We start from the raw sequence: 14,520 nt of genomic DNA on the forward strand, positions 1-14,520 counted from the left end.
TTGACGGCGTGGAGCACATGGACGTCCTGATCGTCGGTGCCGGGATCTCCGGCATCGGCGCCGCGCGGTACTTGAAGACCGAGCTTCCGGCGAAAACTTTCGCCATCCTGGAGGCCCGGGCCGCCTCCGGCGGCACCTGGGACCTGTTCCGCTATCCGGGCATCCGCTCCGACTCCGACCTGCACACCTTCGGGTACGAGTTCAAGCCCTGGCGCGACGAGCAGTCGATCGCCGACGCGCCGCGCATCCTGGAGTACCTGCGCGAGACCGTGACCGAGAATGATCTGGATCGGCACATCCGTTTCCACCACCGGGTGCTCGCCGCGTCGTGGTCGAGCGGCGACGCCCGCTGGACCGTCGAGGTGCAGCGGGCCGACACCGGCGAGCGGATCACGCTGACCTGCGGCTGGATCTTCTGTGCCAGTGGCTACTACCGCTACGACGAGGGCTTCACGCCGGAGTTCCCCGGTCGTGAGCTGTTCGGCGGCACGATTGTGCATCCGCAGCACTGGCCGGACGATCTCGATCACCGCGGCAAGCGGGTCGTGGTGATCGGCAGCGGCGCGACCGCGGTCACCATCGTCCCGGCGATGGCCGGCGACGCGGCGCACGTGACGATGCTGCAGCGCACCCCGACCTACATCATGCCGGTCGGCCGGAAGGACCCGGTCGCGAACGCGCTCAAGAAGTACCTCGGCCCGGAGCGCGGCTACGCCTGGACCCGGCGCAAGAACATCGCCCAGCAGAAGGCGGTCTGGACGTTCTGCCGGCGCTGGCCGTCGGCCGCGCGAAAGATCATCCGGTGGGTCAATGCCCGGCAGCTACCCGCCGGCTTCCCGGTGGACGAGCACTTCCATCCCCCGTACGACCCGTGGGACCAGCGGTTGTGTGCCGTCCCCGACGGCGACCTGTTCAAGGCGATTCGTCGCGGCCAGGCGTCGGTGGTTACCGCCAGGATCGCCGGCTTCACCGAAAAAGGAATCCAACTGGAGTCCGGCGAGCATCTCGACGCGGACATCATCGTCACCGCCACCGGCCTGAACGTGCAGGCGTTCGGCGGTGTGCCGGTCACCGTCGACGGTGCCGAGGTCAAGCTGCCCGAGACGGTCTCCTACAAGGGCATGATGCTCTCCGGCGTGCCGAACTTCGCCTACGCCATCGGATACACCAACTCGTCCTGGACGTTGAAGATCGGCCTGCTCTGCGAGCACTTCTGCCGACTGCTCAAACACATGCAGGACCAGGGGTACGACATCTGCCGTCCCGAGGTGGCCGATCCGTCGATGCCGACCCGGCCGTTCCTGGACTTCGGCGCCGGCTACATCCGGCGGGCCGTCGGCCAACTGCCCCGCCAGGGCGACCGCATGCCGTGGCTGACCTCGATGAACTACCAGTCGGACGTGAAGCTGCTGCGCGCCGACGACGTGACCGATCCGGAACTGCACTTCGCATGATCTCTATGTGATGAAATAAGGCGATATGCCCGCGCGGCTCGCGGCCGCTGCTCCTCGAAGTTTCGACACTTGACCTGTTCAGGCAGGGTCGACGAGGAGAGTGCATGCGAGAACGACCAGGCGAGACGATCTCGTGGTGGCAGGCCGTCCGCGCCCCGGTGGGTCTGATGGGGCTGGCCTGCGCGATGGCCTTCGGCGGCTACCTGCTGACCGGTCCGGCCCAGGTGCGGGCGGAGCCGGCCGCGGCCGGCATCGCCGAGGCGGAGCAGATCGGCCGGGCGCTGACCGCGACCCGCCCGCCGCTGCCGGCCGGGATGCCGACCGGGCGCCCGGCACGGCTCGGCAAGCCGTTCGACGCGCTGACGGCCGGCGAGATCGGCTACGCCCGGTGGCTCGCGGTGCGGCACCAGCGGAACCCGGGCCGGCGGGTGGACGGCTCGCCCGGCTACGAGTTCCTGTCCGCCACGCTCCCCGCCGACCAGGCCGGGCGCCGGGTCGCCGTCACCTCCTACGACTACGCCGCGAACGCCCAGGTCCTGCAGGTCGTCGACCTCGCCGCCGGCACGGTCACCGAGCGCAGCGCCCGCGGCGTGCAGGCGCCACCGTCGGAGACCGAGAAGATCCACGCGCTGCACCTGCTGATCGGCTCGCCGGCCGCGGCGCCGATCCGCGGCGCCTACCGCACGGCGACCGGACGTGAGCTGACCAGCCCGGCGCAGCTCGACGTGAACGCGGGCGCCCTGCTCAACCCGCCGGCGACCGGGGACGGCGCGGCGTGCGCGATCGACCGGTGCGTCACGTTCCAGGGCCGGGCCCGCGACGGCGTCTGGCTCTACTTCGGAAACCTCGCCGTGGACCTGACCGCCAGGACCGTCCGGACGTTGTCGTGAGGCGGAAACTTGCCGCCGTGGCCGCTGCGCTGCTGGTCACGCTGGGCCCGGCCGGGCGGCCGGCGTCCGCCGAGGCGGTCTCCACCTACTGCTCCGGTGATTCCCTGGTCAGCAGGAAACTTTCCGCCGGCACCACGTGGCAGTTGTGCTGGCACATCGACGACTTCAAGGGCCTGGTCCTGGACAAAATTTCCTTCCAGGGTACGAAGGACGCGGTGCCCGTGCCGGTGCTCAACTCGATCGCCCCGGTGCAGATGCAGGTCCCCTACGACATCGGCACCGCCGAGTTCGAGGACCTGATCGGGTTCGGCTTCGGCCGGCACGCCAGCGACATGACCAAGGCGGAGTGCCCCGGCGGCCGGATCGTGAGCACCCACCGCGCGTACACCGACATGGAGGGGCGCTGGGTGGAGAAGGACCAGCCGGTGCTGTGCGTGCGGGAGATGAGCAAGGGCCTGGCCTACCGCTCGATGTGGCACACCGGCGAAGGCCGGCCGCTGGTCACCGCGCAGGGCACGGTCCTGGCGGTCAGCTTCATCGCGGCGGTCGGCAACTACGAGTACGAGACGAACTACCAGTTCGCCGACAACGGGCAGATCGACGTGGCGATGGGCGCGACCGGCGAGGTCAACCCGAGCATGTGGGCCGACGGCGGGACGGACGCGCAGGCGCGCGACTACGGCTGGCCGATCGGCGAGGGCGACCGGGACTACTCCGCCTCGCACTACCACAGCGCGGTGTGGCGGGTGGATTTCGGCATCGGCGGCCGGTCCGACCTCAAGGTCGAGCAGAGCGACACCGCCTGGACCGGCAAGCGCGGCGGCCAGTCCGCGGTGCTGGTGACCAAACGCCGGACGATCGGCACCGAGTCACTGGTGAACATCGCCGACCGGCGCGAGTGGCGGGTCTACAGCCCGTCCAGCCGCAACAGCGACGGGCATCCGCGCGGCTACGACATCGTCTTCGGCAAGAACGACGTGTATCCGGCGCATCCGAGCCTGCGCAACGCGCTCGCCTTCACCCGGCGCAAGCCCTGTGAGCAGCTGCCGATGTACAACAACGACGTCTCGTGCGCCAACGAGACGGTGATGGACTACGCCGACGGGGAGAAACTTGTCGACCCGATCGCGTGGGTCAACGTCGGTTTCCACCACATCGTCCGCGACGAGGACCAGAGCCCGATGCCGGTGCACTGGCAGGGCTTCACGCTGTACCCGCACGACTTCTCCGCGCAGTCACCGATCACGCCGCCGAACCGGGCCACCCGCAACGGCTTCGTCGCCGCCGAGAACGAGCAGGCGCGCGGCGTCACCCGCAGCCAGGGCTCGACGACCACGCTGCGGCTGGCCGAGTCCGCGGTCGTCGCCGGCCGGCGGGCGACGATCACGGTCCGGGTGACGCCGAAGGATCCCGGGCAGATCGCCGCCGGGGTGCTGACCGTCCGGGACGGGCGCCGGACGCTGGTCGTCTCCGACATCCGCAAGACCGACCACGGGAGCAGGGCGATCACGTTGCCCGCGCTGCCGGCCGGGCAGCACGCGCTGACTGTGGCCTACGGCGGATCGGCGCAGGTCGACACCAGCACGTCGGCGGCGGCGATCCTGACGGTCGGCAAGCCGTGACCGCGGCCGGTGCGCTGCGGGCGGTCATCGGCGTGGTGACGGTGCTGGCGCTGGCGGCGTGCGACCCGCCTGCGCCGCCGGCCGGCACGCCGATGACCAGGCCGCCGGTTTCCGTGCCGATCGCCCCGGACGCCGATGAGCTCGCCTACCTGGCTCACATGATCGAACATCATCGACAGGCACTGCGGATGGCGGCGATGCTTTGCGGAGACGGCCAGGTGCCGTACCGGATAAAAAATATCGCCGACCACATGGCGGCGACGCAGGCCGCCGAGATCACGGACATGACGGAGTTCCTGAATGCGTGGGCCAAGCCGGTGCGCGTGCACCCGGGCGGCATGCTGACCGAGGCGCAGCTGAGTTCGTTGAAAGTTTCCTCCGGTCCGGCCGCCGGCCGGCGCTTCCTCGAACTCATGATCATTCACCATGAGGACGCCGCCGAGATGTCCGTGGCGATGCTGCCGCAAGCGCGCAACCCGTGGGTGATCAGCCTGGCCCGGCACGTCATCGCCGATCAGCGGCCCGAGATCGCCACCATGCGCCGAGTCCTGACCGCCGGCGGCGGCGCGGCTCCCGCTCCGGGAAAGGTGGTCCGACCAGGTGTCGCGTGAGGCCCAGGGCCATTGCCAGCTGCTTCATAGGGCGAATGTAGAAATTCGCTGGTCCATCGATATAGTCCAGTTGTATGCCGGATCAATGGGCCAGTAGCGGTCTGGATCTTCATCTCGTCGTCGATCGGGCGCACGGTCTTCGGGCCGGCCTGGAGCGGGCCCTTCGCGAGGCGATCCGCGAGGGCCGGCTCACGCCCGGCGACGCGCTGCCCTCCTCCCGCGCGCTGGCGCACCAGCTCGGCGTGGCCCGCGGCACGGTCACCCAGGTGTTCGAGCAGCTCACCGCGGAGGGTCACCTGGTGTCGCGGCCGCGTTCCGGGGTACGGGTCGCGCCGCGGACCCCGGCTGCGGCGGCGCCGGTCCTGGCGCCGGCGCCGGCGTTCCGGCCGGCGACGGACGGCTTCGACCTTCGTCCCGGCCTGCCGGACCTGTCGATGTTTCCGCGCCGCCAGTGGCTTGCGGCCACCCGCCACGTCCTGCAGAAAATTCCCAACACCGCTTTGGCGTACGGGGATCCGACCGGCGACCTGGCGCTGCGCACCGCACTGGCCGACTACCTCGGCCGGTCCCGCGGCGTGATCACCACCCCGGAGCACCTCGTCGTCTGCGCCGGATACACCCACGCCCTGCGCATCATCTGCCAGGCGCTGCAGGGCACGATCGCGTTCGAGGACCCGACCCTGCAGGACTATCCGGCGCTCGCCGCGCGGCTGGGCCTGCGGGTCAGCCGGATCCCGGTCGACGGCGACGGCCTGGTCGCCGGCCAGCTCACCGACGAGGCGGCCGCCGTGATCACCCCGGCCCACCAGTTCCCGATGGGCGTCACGCTCAGCCCGCAGCGGCGCCGTGAGCTGCTGGACTGGGCGCGGCGCACCGGCGCGGTGGTCATCGAGGACGACTACGACGGCGAGTTCCGCTACGACCGCCAGCCGGTCGGCGTGCTGCAGGGACTGGGACCCGAGCAGGTCGTCTACACCGGGACGGTCAGCAAGACGATCGCCCCGGCGCTGCGGATCGCGTGGATCGCCGCGCCCACCCGGCTCGTCCCGATGCTGCGCTCGGCGCTGGCCTTCGACGAGGCCTACGTCAACGTCATCGACCAGTTGGTGCTCGCCCACCTGATCCGCCACGGCGAGCTCGACCGGCACCTGCGCCGCTGCCGGAGCCGGTACCGGCAGCGGCGCGACCGGCTCGGCCGGGCCGTGGCCGAGCATCTGCCGGGCGCCCGGCTCTCCGGCATCGCGGCGGGCCTGCACGCGGTGCTGCACGTCCCCGGCGCCACCGAGGCGGACCTGCTCGGCCGGCTGGCCGCGCGCGGCGTGGCGGTGGACGGTCTCAGCCGCTTCTATCAGGATCCGCGGGCGGCGCCGCCCGGTGTCGTCGTCGGTTACGCCACGCCGGCGCAGCACGCCTTCGACGGCGCGATCGGCGAACTGGTCGCCGCGCTGGTCTGACCTGCGCTTACTCGGCCGTCTGCGGGGTGTTGGAAAGTTTCTGCCGCGACGCCGGGTGCGCCTGCTCTCGGCGGCGGAAGGTTTCTGTCGCGACGACGGCGGGCCTGCTCTGCACGGCGGAAAGTTTCTGCTCTGCGCGGCGGAATGTTTCTGCCGCACCGCACTCCGTCCGGGACGGCTGACCGTTACACCTGGCGGGCGGCTTTGCGGGCGCGGTACTCCCGGGCCTTGACCCGGTTGCCGCACTCGGCCATGCCGCACCAGGACCGGGTGCCGGCCCGGGAACGATCGACGAAGACGCGGGTGCACTCGGGGCGTTCACATTCCCGTACCCGAAGCGGGGTTGGTTTTCGCATTTCGTCGAGGAAGGAAATTGCCGACCGGGCCACTTCGGCGGTCACCGCGTCCAGGGTGCCGGCGCGGTGGGCGCCGTGCGCGGTCAGGGTCAGCGCGGGCAGCGGCCGGTTCGCCGCGGCGTTGAGTATGCCCAGGTCAGAACCAGGACCATCGGCTCCGGTCCGGGCCGCTTCGACCAGACGATAAATCGCTTCCCGTACGGCGATGAGCCGCGCGAAATCGTCCGCGTCCCCGGGCGGCGCCTGACTGAGCAGGCCGGCGTCGACCGCCCACCGCCCCGCCTCGGCCGGTGTGAGCAGGCCTTCCTCGGGGCGGGTGCGGCGCCACTTGAGGGTGCCGAGCAGGTCCAGGGCGAGGTTGCCGCTGACGAAGACGAACTCCACGTCACCACCTTGACAGGTGACGGGGTGATTCGGCAAGGTCCACCACGTCACCTGCTGAGGGGGTGACGGAATGGAGGATGTGGACGTGATCGCCAAGGACGACTACCTGTACTTCGCGCAGCGGGCGCTCGACGAGATGGCCGGCATCGTGGCCGGGCTCGGCGACGAGCTGGCCAACACGCGGCCCGCACTGCCCGGGGCGAACTCGCCGTTCGCGCTGCTCACCCACTGTGTGGGCGTGATCGACTACTGGTCCGGCACGCTTGTCGCCGGGCGGCGGAGCGACCGGGACCGGGCGGCCGAGTTCGTCGCGGCCGGGCCGATCGCGCCGCTGCTGGACGAGGTGGCGGCGGTCCGCGCGCGGCTCGCGGACGACGTGCGCGAGGCGTCCGGCGACGCGCCGCTGCGGGCCGAGCCGGACCGGTCGTTTCAAGGGCCGGGCCGTGGTCTGACCTGCGGCGGGGCGCTGCTGCACGTCTACGAGGAACTGGCCCAGCACCACGGTCAGATGCAGATCCTGCGCGACGTGATCCGGGCCGGGTCCACCAAAGTTCGGGCCGAGCCCGGGGCGGCGTCGTGACCGCGGCTTTCGACTCGCGGGTCGATATCGGGCGGTTGCGCTCCGGGCACGGCGTGAAGTGGGGCGCGCTGCCGCCCGGCACGCTCGGCGCCTGGGTGGCCGACATGGACTTCCCGGTCGCGCCGGCGATCCTGGCCCGGCTGCGAGCGGTGACCGATTTCGGGTATCCGCACTGGCCGGGCGGCGATCCGGTGGTGGCCGCGTTCGAGGAGCGGATGGCGCACCGGCACGGCTGGTCGCCGGAACCCGGGCGGACCAGGGTGTTCACCGATCTGATCCAGGTGTTGCAGGTGATGATCGAGACGGCCACCGCGCCCGGCGACGGCATCGCCGTGCACGTGCCGAACTATCCGCCGTTTCTGGCCAGCATCGTCCGGGCCGGGCGCCGGATCGTGCCGCTGGACCCGGACGCCTTCGACCCGGGTGCGCTGCGTGACTGCACGATGCTGGTGCTGGTCAATCCGCACAACCCGACCGGCCGGGTGTTCCGCCCGGAGGAACTTTCCGCCATGGCCGAGGCCGCGCGCGAGCACGACGTGACGGTGCTTTCCGACGAGATCCACGCCGACCTGGTCTACGCCGGGCACCGGCACATCCCGTTCGCCTCGCTCGGCCCGGACGCGGCGGCGCGCACCGTCACCACCACGTCGGCGACGAAAAGTTTCAACATCGCCGGGCTGCGCTGCGCGGTGGCGCACATCGGCCCGGATCGGATCCGGGCGGCGCTGGACCGGCAGCCGCTGGACATCTTCGGCCAGCCGGGCACGCCGGGCCGGGTCGCCACGGTCGCCGCCTGGCGCGAGGCCGACGACTGGCTCGACGGACTGCTCGGCACCCTGGCCGCGAACCGCGACCGGGTGACGCGGTGGGTGGCCACGCTGCCCTGGGACAGCGGGTTCCGCGCGCCGGAGGGCACCTATCTGGCCTGGCTGGACTGCGCGGGCGGGCCGTTCGGCCCGGATCCGGCCGCATTCCTGGAGAAGGCCGCCGGCGTACGGCTCGGGCGCGGCGCCGAGTTCGCCGAGCACACCGCGTCGTACGTCCGGATCAACTTCGCCACCAGCCCGCAGGTGCTCACCGAGATCCTGGAGCGAATCACCGGTGCATTGACATGATTCTCTGCCTGGCCGGATAGTGGGAGCGCTCCCACTATCCCCGTCCTCGTGGAGACCCCCATGTATGTCTCGCTCACCCGGCGAGCCGTCGCGAGCACCGTCCTGCTCGCGCTGGTCACCGCCGTCGCCGGCACCCCACCGGCCGCCCAGGCGGCCGCGGCCGCCACCGATGTCCGCGTCGACGTCGACGCCCGCGCCGGCCTGGCCACCGTCGGGTCCACCGCCCTCGGTGTCAACCACGCCATCTGGGACTCCCAGCTGGGCACCCCCGCCGTCACCGGCCTGCTGAAGGACGCCGGGGTGCAGATGGTCCGCTACCCCGGCGGCTCCTACGCCGACATCTACCACTGGAAGGACCACACCGCGCCCGGCGGCTACGTCGCGCCCAACACCGACTTCGACACGTTCATGGCCGGCGCCCAGCGGACGGGGGCGTCGCCGATGATCATCGCGAACTACGGCACCGGGACCGCGCAGGAAGCCGCCGACTGGGTGCGCTACGCCAACGTCACCAAGGGCTACGGCGCCAAGTACTGGACCATCGGCAACGAGAACTACGGCAACGGGCACTACGGCTCCGCATGGGAGGCCGACGACCACGCGGACAAGAGCCCGAAGGAATATTCCGACAACGTGATCGCCTACGCCAAGGCGATGAAGGCCGTGGACCCGAGCGTCAAGATCGGCGCGGTGCTGACCATGCCCGGGAACTGGCCGGACGGCATCGTCGCGGCCGGCGACTCCGGCACCTGGAACCAGGAGGTGCTCACCCGGGCCGGGTCGGCCATCGACTTCGTCGATGTTCACTGGTACCCCGGCGGCGCCGGCCCGGCCGAGACCCTCGGCAAGACCGCGCAGCTGCAGGATGCGGCCTACTTGCTGCGGCGGCAGATTTCGACGTACGGCGGGGACAGCGCCGGCCGGATCGGCATCAGCATGACCGAGACGAACGTCGACGCCGGACGCAACACCCAGCCGGGCGCGCTGTTCCTCGCCGACGCCTACAGCGGCCTGCTCGCCCAGGGCGTGTTCACCGTGCAGTGGTGGAACGTGCACAACGGGCCGGACAAGGCGAGCACCGTGGCCGGGCAGACCGACTACAACGACTTCGGGCTGCTCTCGAGCGGGACCTGCACCGCCGACGGCAGCGCCTGCGAGCCGCCGTTGAACACGCCGTTCGCGCCGTACCACGCGTTGTCGCTGATGGGCGACTTCGCGCGGACCGGGGATCAGTTCGTCGGGACCGGCAGTGACAACGCGCTGGTCGGCGCGCACGCCGTGCGCCGGGCCGACGGCGACCTGGCGGTCCTGCTGATCAACAAGGACCCGGACGCGGCGCACACGGTCGCGCTCAACTACCAGGGCTTCACGGCGGGAACGGCGGTTCCGGTCGTCGAGACGTTCACCAACGGGGCTGCCGGGCTGGTCACGGCGCCGGGCGGGACCGCGGCGGCGCAGACGCTCGCGCCGTACTCGATCGCGCTGGTCACGCTGCATCCCGACCATGTCGTGGCGGGCGCGCCGAAAGCGCCCGGTCAGCCCACCGCGACGGTGACCGACCGGACGGCGAAGATCTCCTGGCCGTCCGCCGGGGCCGGGCTCAAGTACGAGGTGTACCGGCAGAACGGCGGGATCAGCGAGCAGCTCGGCGAGACCACCGGTACCTCGCTGACCGTCGGAAACCTTCTGCCGGGGCAGCGGTACACGGTCAATGTGCTCGCGCGCGACGGCGCCGGGCGGGTCTCCAGCGCGTCGCCGCCGTTGACGTTCACCACCGGGACGCCGGCGAGCTCATCGTGCACGGTCACGTTGCGGGACACCAACGACTGGGGCAGCGGGTACGTCGGGTCGATCGACATCACCAACAACGGTGCCGGGGCGATCGGCGGATGGACGCTGGCCTTCACCTGGCCGACCGGGTGGCAGAGCCTGGGCAGCGGGTGGGGCGCCACCTGGGAGCAGAGCGGGCGCACGGTTCGGGTCACCAGTGACACCGCGCTGGCCGCCGGGGCGTCGACGAACGTCGGGTTCGTCGGCAACTACAGCGGGCCCAACGTGCTGCCGGCGGTGTTCACGCTGAACGGCACGGTCTGCACGAGCGCGTAGCCGGGCTCGCGTCGCGGCCGCCTGCTCGGCCGGCGTCAGCCCGCCGAGACGTCGGCCGGGGCGGGACAAGCGGCCTGGTAGCGCCCACCGCGCGGTTCGTGCGGTGGGCGCCCCGCGCCGGGCCCGGACTTTGTCGCGCCCGGCCTTGGATCTGTCGGGCCGGCCTCGGGTCTTTTGGGGTAACCGTGCCCACCCGCGGACATCGCCCTTGTGGGATTCGCGTTCTGGGCGCCCCGGCGCCCTTGCGAAGCCCGCAAGGGTCCCCGCGGGAGCGGCGGTCTGTACCCCGGCGGACGTCGGACATCGATTTCTGGAATTTGATGTTGATCTTCCGGATTCGCCCGTTCGGTGCCGATGTGCGGCATCGCGGGGGATGGCGGCGTCGATGGCCGGCTCGTAGTCTGCGCGGCGTGCGGGGATTCGGGGCGGTGCTGGCGGTAACTTTCCTGCTGGTGGCGGGATGTGGTGCCGGGCCGCGGGCGCACGCCGCCGCGGTGGGGGGTGGACCGCGGGTGCTCAGCCGCGTCGTGCAGTTGGCGCGAGCGAAGGACCGTCCGATTCCGACCACGGTCTGGTTTCTCAGTGGGCCGGCCGGCACCGGCATGGCGGCCGGGCGGCACCCGATCGTGCTGTTCAGCCATGGGCTCGGCGGGCTGCCCGAGCAGTTCACGCCGCTGGCGACCGGCTGGGCGGAGGCGGGCTACGTCGTCGCGGCGCCCACCTATCCGCGCACGAACGGGCACGTGAAGCAACCCGACGCCGGCGACATCCACAACCAGCCCGCGGACGCGGCATATGTGCTGCGCAAACTCGTCGGCGGCACGCTGGCGCCGCATTTGGACGGTGAGCACGTCGCGGTCGTCGGATTCTCGGCCGGCGCCACCACCACGCTCGGAATGTTCCGCAAGGGGCACTCGCCGTCGCTGCGAGCGGCCGTCTCGATCGCCGGGCGCCGGCCGTCCACCGGCTTCGGCGGGCCGGCGGCGCCGATGCTCTTCCTGCACGGCGACGAGGATCCGGTCGTGCCGATCGAGGCCGGCCGCGCCGCCTACGATGCCGTCCCGTGGCCGAAAACGTTCATCCCGGTGCACGGCGCGGGCCACGGCCAGTACCTGAACCCGGGCCACCCGGACTACCCGGCGACCTCCGCCCGGATCCTGGACTTCCTCGAGGCGAACGTGCCCGTGCCTCGGTGAGTGCTCAGTGCCAGGGGTGGTAGTTCGGGTTGTCCCGGCAGTCGCTCATGATCTCGGTCTTGGTGGTCTTGTCGACCGGGCAGACGCCGATGACGTATTCGCGCCGGATCCCGCCGGGGAATGCGACCTCCAACTGGTCGGCGTATTTGTGCTTGCTGCCGATCGTCTTGTTGACGTCCACGCCGCCGGGCGCGTCGATGTAGTAGTTGAATCCGGACTTGTACCAGGATTTGTAGAGGTCGTGGTCGTAGGTGGTGGAGACGTAGGGGGAGGGCTGGTTGACCAGGACGTACTGGGCGACGTCGTATTGGCCGTGGTCGACGTCCTTGGCGCTGAACCCTTGCTCGAAAATGGTCTCCGGCCCGCGGCTGTCGCTGCGGTAAAGGGTGCCGCAGCTCTTGCGCCAGACCGGCTTCGGCGTGATCCGGTCGAGGTGCACGTCGTGGTCGGTGGCTGCCTGCACCCGGTCCTTGACCAGCGGACACGCCGGCGCGGCGGCGGTCGCGGTGGTCGGCGTGGAGGCCGAGGTCGCGAGGGCGGCGCCGAGGGTGAGCACGGCGGCAGCGAGTCGCTTAGTGATCATGGCCAGAACGATGGCGGGCGGCCCGCGAGCCGCGCTGAATCCTCACTCCATCAGTGGCGTGTCCTGCGGTTTCTCGGTCGGGGTGACCGTTGGTGTGGCAGCGGGCGAACTCAGAGAGGGACGGGCGGGAGTCGGCGGAGGAATATTTCCGCCGCCTGCGCCGCCCGTCCGCCGAGACCACGCCGTGCCGTCAGGCGCAGCACCGTCTGAAGAAAACTTTCCCACCGTCCGCAGGCACCCCGGCGCGGCTCGGCGCCTCAGTCGGCCTGGTGGTCCAGCAGGCGTAGCGCCTGATGGACGTGGCCATCGGTTTCGGCCAAGGCGTGCCCGGCCGCCTGCACCGTCGCTCCGGAGATCAGCGTGACCAGCGCGACCTTGGCGTCCCCGCCGGTGGCCAGCAGCACCTGCCGGCACTGCGCCGGATCCGCCCCGGTCGCCTCGGACAGGATCCGCAGCTGCCGGTCGCGCAACTTGGCGTTGCTGGCCAGCATGTCGGTCATCAGGTTGGAGTAGGTCCGGCCCAGGCGCACCATCGTCGCCGTCGAGAAGGCGTTGAGCACCAGCTTCTGCGCCGTGCCCGCCTTCATCCGGGTGGACCCGGTGACCACCTCGGGCCCGGTGTCCGGTGCGACGTGCACGTCCACCCCGGACGCGATCGGCGAGGCCGGGTTCGCCGAGACCAGGACCGTGTGGGCGCCGCGGGCCCGGGCGGTGACCAGGGCGGCGCGCACATACGGCGTACGCCCGCTGGCGGTGACCCCGACCGCGACGTCGCCGGCGGCCACGTCGCCGGCCGCCGCCGCACCGGCGGTCTCGTCGTCCTCCGCGTCCTCCGACGGGTTGGTCAGCGACCGCGACCCACCGGCGATGTGCGCGACCACCCGCCCCGGTTCCAGGCCGAACGTCGGGATCAGCTCGGCCGCGTCGAGCACCGCGATCCGCCCGGAGGTCCCGGCGCCGAAGTAGTGCACGCGGCACCCGGCGGAAAGCGCCGCCACCGCCAGGTCGACCGCGACGGAAAGTTCCGGCAGCACGTCCGCGACCGCGTCCGGAACCTGCCGGTCCTCGGTGTTGATCAGGCGGAGCAGGTCCAGCGTGGGCATCCGGTCGATCGCGGCGCTGCGCGGGTTGCGCTGCTCGGTGCGCGAGAGCGGCGCCTCGTCCACGGGCCTCACCCGCGCCGCCGGGCGGTGCTGCTGCTGCTGCTGGTGGTCGTCGGCGAAGACTTTCTTCGGGCGGGCGGCGCCACGCGGCGCCCACGGACCGCCTCGTAGGTCGCGTCCAGCGCCGTCCGGGTCTCCTGATAGGTGCGCTGGGCGACGCCGACGAACACGCAGTCGATCACGGTGAGCTGGGCGAGCCGGCTGGCCATCGCGCCGGACCGGAACGTCGTCTCCCGCGCGGCGGTGGTCAGCACCAGGTCGGCGACCTTGGCGATCGGCGACTTCGGGAAGTTGGTCAGCGCGACGGTGACCGCGCCGTGCCGCTTGGCCTCGGTGAACGCCTCGATGGTGTCGGTGGTCGTGCCGGTGTGCGAGATGCCGAACGCCACGTCGCGTTTGTCGAGCAGGGCGGCGCTGGTCAGGGCCCGGTGCATGTCGCTCCACGCGTACGAGATCCGGCCGATGCGGTGCAGTTTCTGCTGGAAGTCGTCGGCGACGAAGGCACTGGCGCCCACGCCGTAGATGTCCACCCGCCGGGAGTCGGCCACCACCTCGACGACGTGCTCGAGGACCGCGATGTCGATCTGTGCGGCGGTGTCCTCGACCGCGCGGGCGTCGGCGAAGGCAATTTTCTTCACCACCTGGGCGAGGTCGTCGCCCGGGCTGATGTCGCTGCCCACCGGCGTGTCGTCGGCGCCGGCCTCGGCGGCCCGCCCGGCCTCGGCGGCGAGGGTCAGGCGCAGCTGGGGGTAGCCGGTGAAGCCCATCGCCCGGCAGAATCTGATTACCGTGGTCTCGCTGGACGCGGCCCGTTCGGCCAGCTCGGTGATGGTGAGCCGGGCCGCGGTGGCGGCCTGGTCGATGATCACCTGGGCCACCCGCCGCTCGGCGGGCGACAGCGCCGGCAGCAGGCCCCGCGCCCGGACCACCGTCTCGGCCAGTGGCGGGCCGGCCGGTGGCGGCGGGGGTGGGGTGGTGCGTTTGCGGCTCGTCATGAAGAGAGCCT

13 protein-coding genes are annotated in these 14,520 nt (G+C 71.3%); 9 read left to right on the forward strand and 4 right to left on the reverse strand.

Annotated elements, in window-relative coordinates:
• Positions 1-17: 17 nt before the first annotated feature.
• The 5 genes from L3i22_RS17885 to L3i22_RS17905 all read left to right on the forward strand — a co-directional run bounded on the left by L3i22_RS17885 (position 18) and on the right by L3i22_RS17905 (position 6,031).
• Positions 18-1,454: an NAD(P)/FAD-dependent oxidoreductase gene (locus L3i22_RS17885; protein ID WP_221330020.1), complete on the forward strand. Its 1,437-nt coding sequence runs from the start codon at positions 18-20 to the stop codon at positions 1,452-1,454.
• 104 nt (positions 1,455-1,558) lie between these two features.
• Positions 1,559-2,344, forward strand: a complete 786-nt coding sequence (locus L3i22_RS17890; RefSeq protein ID WP_221328097.1) for a hypothetical protein — start codon at positions 1,559-1,561, stop codon at positions 2,342-2,344.
• A 17-nt stretch (positions 2,345-2,361) separates the two neighbouring features.
• Positions 2,362-3,966, forward strand: coding sequence for an Ig-like domain repeat protein (locus L3i22_RS17895; RefSeq protein ID WP_221328098.1), 1,605 nt, complete (start codon positions 2,362-2,364; stop codon positions 3,964-3,966).
• The gene (locus L3i22_RS17900) at positions 3,963-4,577 is read left to right on the forward strand and encodes a DUF305 domain-containing protein (protein WP_221328099.1); all 615 of its coding nucleotides are present in this window, start codon (positions 3,963-3,965) and stop codon (positions 4,575-4,577) included. Before L3i22_RS17895 ends, L3i22_RS17900 begins: the two co-directional genes overlap by 4 nt.
• Positions 4,578-4,651: 74 nt before the next feature.
• Complete coding sequence (locus L3i22_RS17905) at positions 4,652-6,031, forward strand: PLP-dependent aminotransferase family protein (protein WP_221328100.1); 1,380 nt, start codon at positions 4,652-4,654, stop codon at positions 6,029-6,031.
• Between the two features lie 185 nt (positions 6,032-6,216).
• Here L3i22_RS17905 and L3i22_RS17910 read toward each other — a convergent pair whose 3' ends face one another.
• Positions 6,217-6,771: an ABATE domain-containing protein gene (locus L3i22_RS17910; protein ID WP_221328101.1), complete on the reverse strand. Its 555-nt coding sequence runs from the start codon at positions 6,769-6,771 to the stop codon at positions 6,217-6,219.
• A 70-nt stretch (positions 6,772-6,841) separates the two neighbouring features.
• Between L3i22_RS17910 and L3i22_RS17915 the strand changes: the two genes are divergently transcribed.
• From L3i22_RS17915 to L3i22_RS17930, 4 genes are all read left to right on the forward strand, one after another.
• Positions 6,842-7,351, forward strand: a complete 510-nt coding sequence (locus L3i22_RS17915; protein ID WP_255658352.1) for a DinB family protein — start codon at positions 6,842-6,844, stop codon at positions 7,349-7,351.
• Entirely contained in the window at positions 7,348-8,466 is a 1,119-nt protein-coding gene (locus tag L3i22_RS17920) for a MalY/PatB family protein (protein WP_221328102.1), read from the forward strand. The genes L3i22_RS17915 and L3i22_RS17920 overlap by 4 nt, the downstream gene beginning before the upstream one ends.
• A 60-nt stretch (positions 8,467-8,526) precedes the next feature.
• Positions 8,527-10,572, forward strand: a complete 2,046-nt coding sequence (locus L3i22_RS17925) for a cellulose binding domain-containing protein (protein ID WP_221330022.1) — start codon at positions 8,527-8,529, stop codon at positions 10,570-10,572.
• Positions 10,573-10,982: 410 nt separating this feature from the next.
• Positions 10,983-11,768: a dienelactone hydrolase family protein gene (locus L3i22_RS17930; RefSeq protein ID WP_255658353.1), complete on the forward strand. Its 786-nt coding sequence runs from the start codon at positions 10,983-10,985 to the stop codon at positions 11,766-11,768.
• Positions 11,769-11,772: 4 nt separating this feature from the next.
• On the opposite strand, the gene L3i22_RS17935 is transcribed toward L3i22_RS17930, so the two are convergent.
• The 3 genes from L3i22_RS17935 to L3i22_RS17945 form a co-directional block, all read right to left on the reverse strand.
• Positions 11,773-12,351 (reverse strand): ADP-ribosyltransferase, encoded by a 579-nt coding sequence (locus L3i22_RS17935; RefSeq protein WP_304523467.1) that lies wholly within the window; start codon positions 12,349-12,351, stop codon positions 11,773-11,775.
• Positions 12,352-12,608: 257 nt separating this feature from the next.
• Positions 12,609-13,517: an N-acetylmuramic acid 6-phosphate etherase gene (murQ, locus tag L3i22_RS17940; RefSeq protein ID WP_370644477.1), complete on the reverse strand. Its 909-nt coding sequence runs from the start codon at positions 13,515-13,517 to the stop codon at positions 12,609-12,611.
• 5 nt (positions 13,518-13,522) lie between these two features.
• Positions 13,523-14,509: a MurR/RpiR family transcriptional regulator gene (locus tag L3i22_RS17945; protein WP_221328105.1), complete on the reverse strand. Its 987-nt coding sequence runs from the start codon at positions 14,507-14,509 to the stop codon at positions 13,523-13,525.
• Positions 14,510-14,520 lie beyond the last annotated feature (11 nt).

The organism is Actinoplanes sp. L3-i22 (genome assembly GCF_019704555.1).
Classification (GTDB): domain Bacteria; phylum Actinomycetota; class Actinomycetes; order Mycobacteriales; family Micromonosporaceae; genus Actinoplanes.

What these genes read in the sequence shown, in the direction of transcription:
- L3i22_RS17885 (WP_221330020.1), top strand. Translation starts at nt 18, where the DNA reads ATGGACGTCCTGATCGTCGGTGCCGGGATCTCCGGCATCGGCGCCGCG.
- L3i22_RS17905 (WP_221328100.1), top strand. Translation starts at nt 4,652, where the DNA reads ATGCCGGATCAATGGGCCAGTAGCGGTCTGGATCTTCATCTCGTCGTC.
- L3i22_RS17925 (WP_221330022.1), top strand. Translation starts at nt 8,527, where the DNA reads ATGTATGTCTCGCTCACCCGGCGAGCCGTCGCGAGCACCGTCCTGCTC.
- L3i22_RS17915 (WP_255658352.1), top strand. Translation starts at nt 6,842, where the DNA reads ATGGAGGATGTGGACGTGATCGCCAAGGACGACTACCTGTACTTCGCG.
- L3i22_RS17945 (WP_221328105.1), bottom strand. Translation starts at nt 14,509, where the DNA reads ATGACGAGCCGCAAACGCACCACCCCACCCCCGCCGCCACCGGCCGGC.
- L3i22_RS17890 (WP_221328097.1), top strand. Translation starts at nt 1,559, where the DNA reads ATGCGAGAACGACCAGGCGAGACGATCTCGTGGTGGCAGGCCGTCCGC.
- L3i22_RS17935 (WP_304523467.1), bottom strand. Translation starts at nt 12,351, where the DNA reads ATGATCACTAAGCGACTCGCTGCCGCCGTGCTCACCCTCGGCGCCGCC.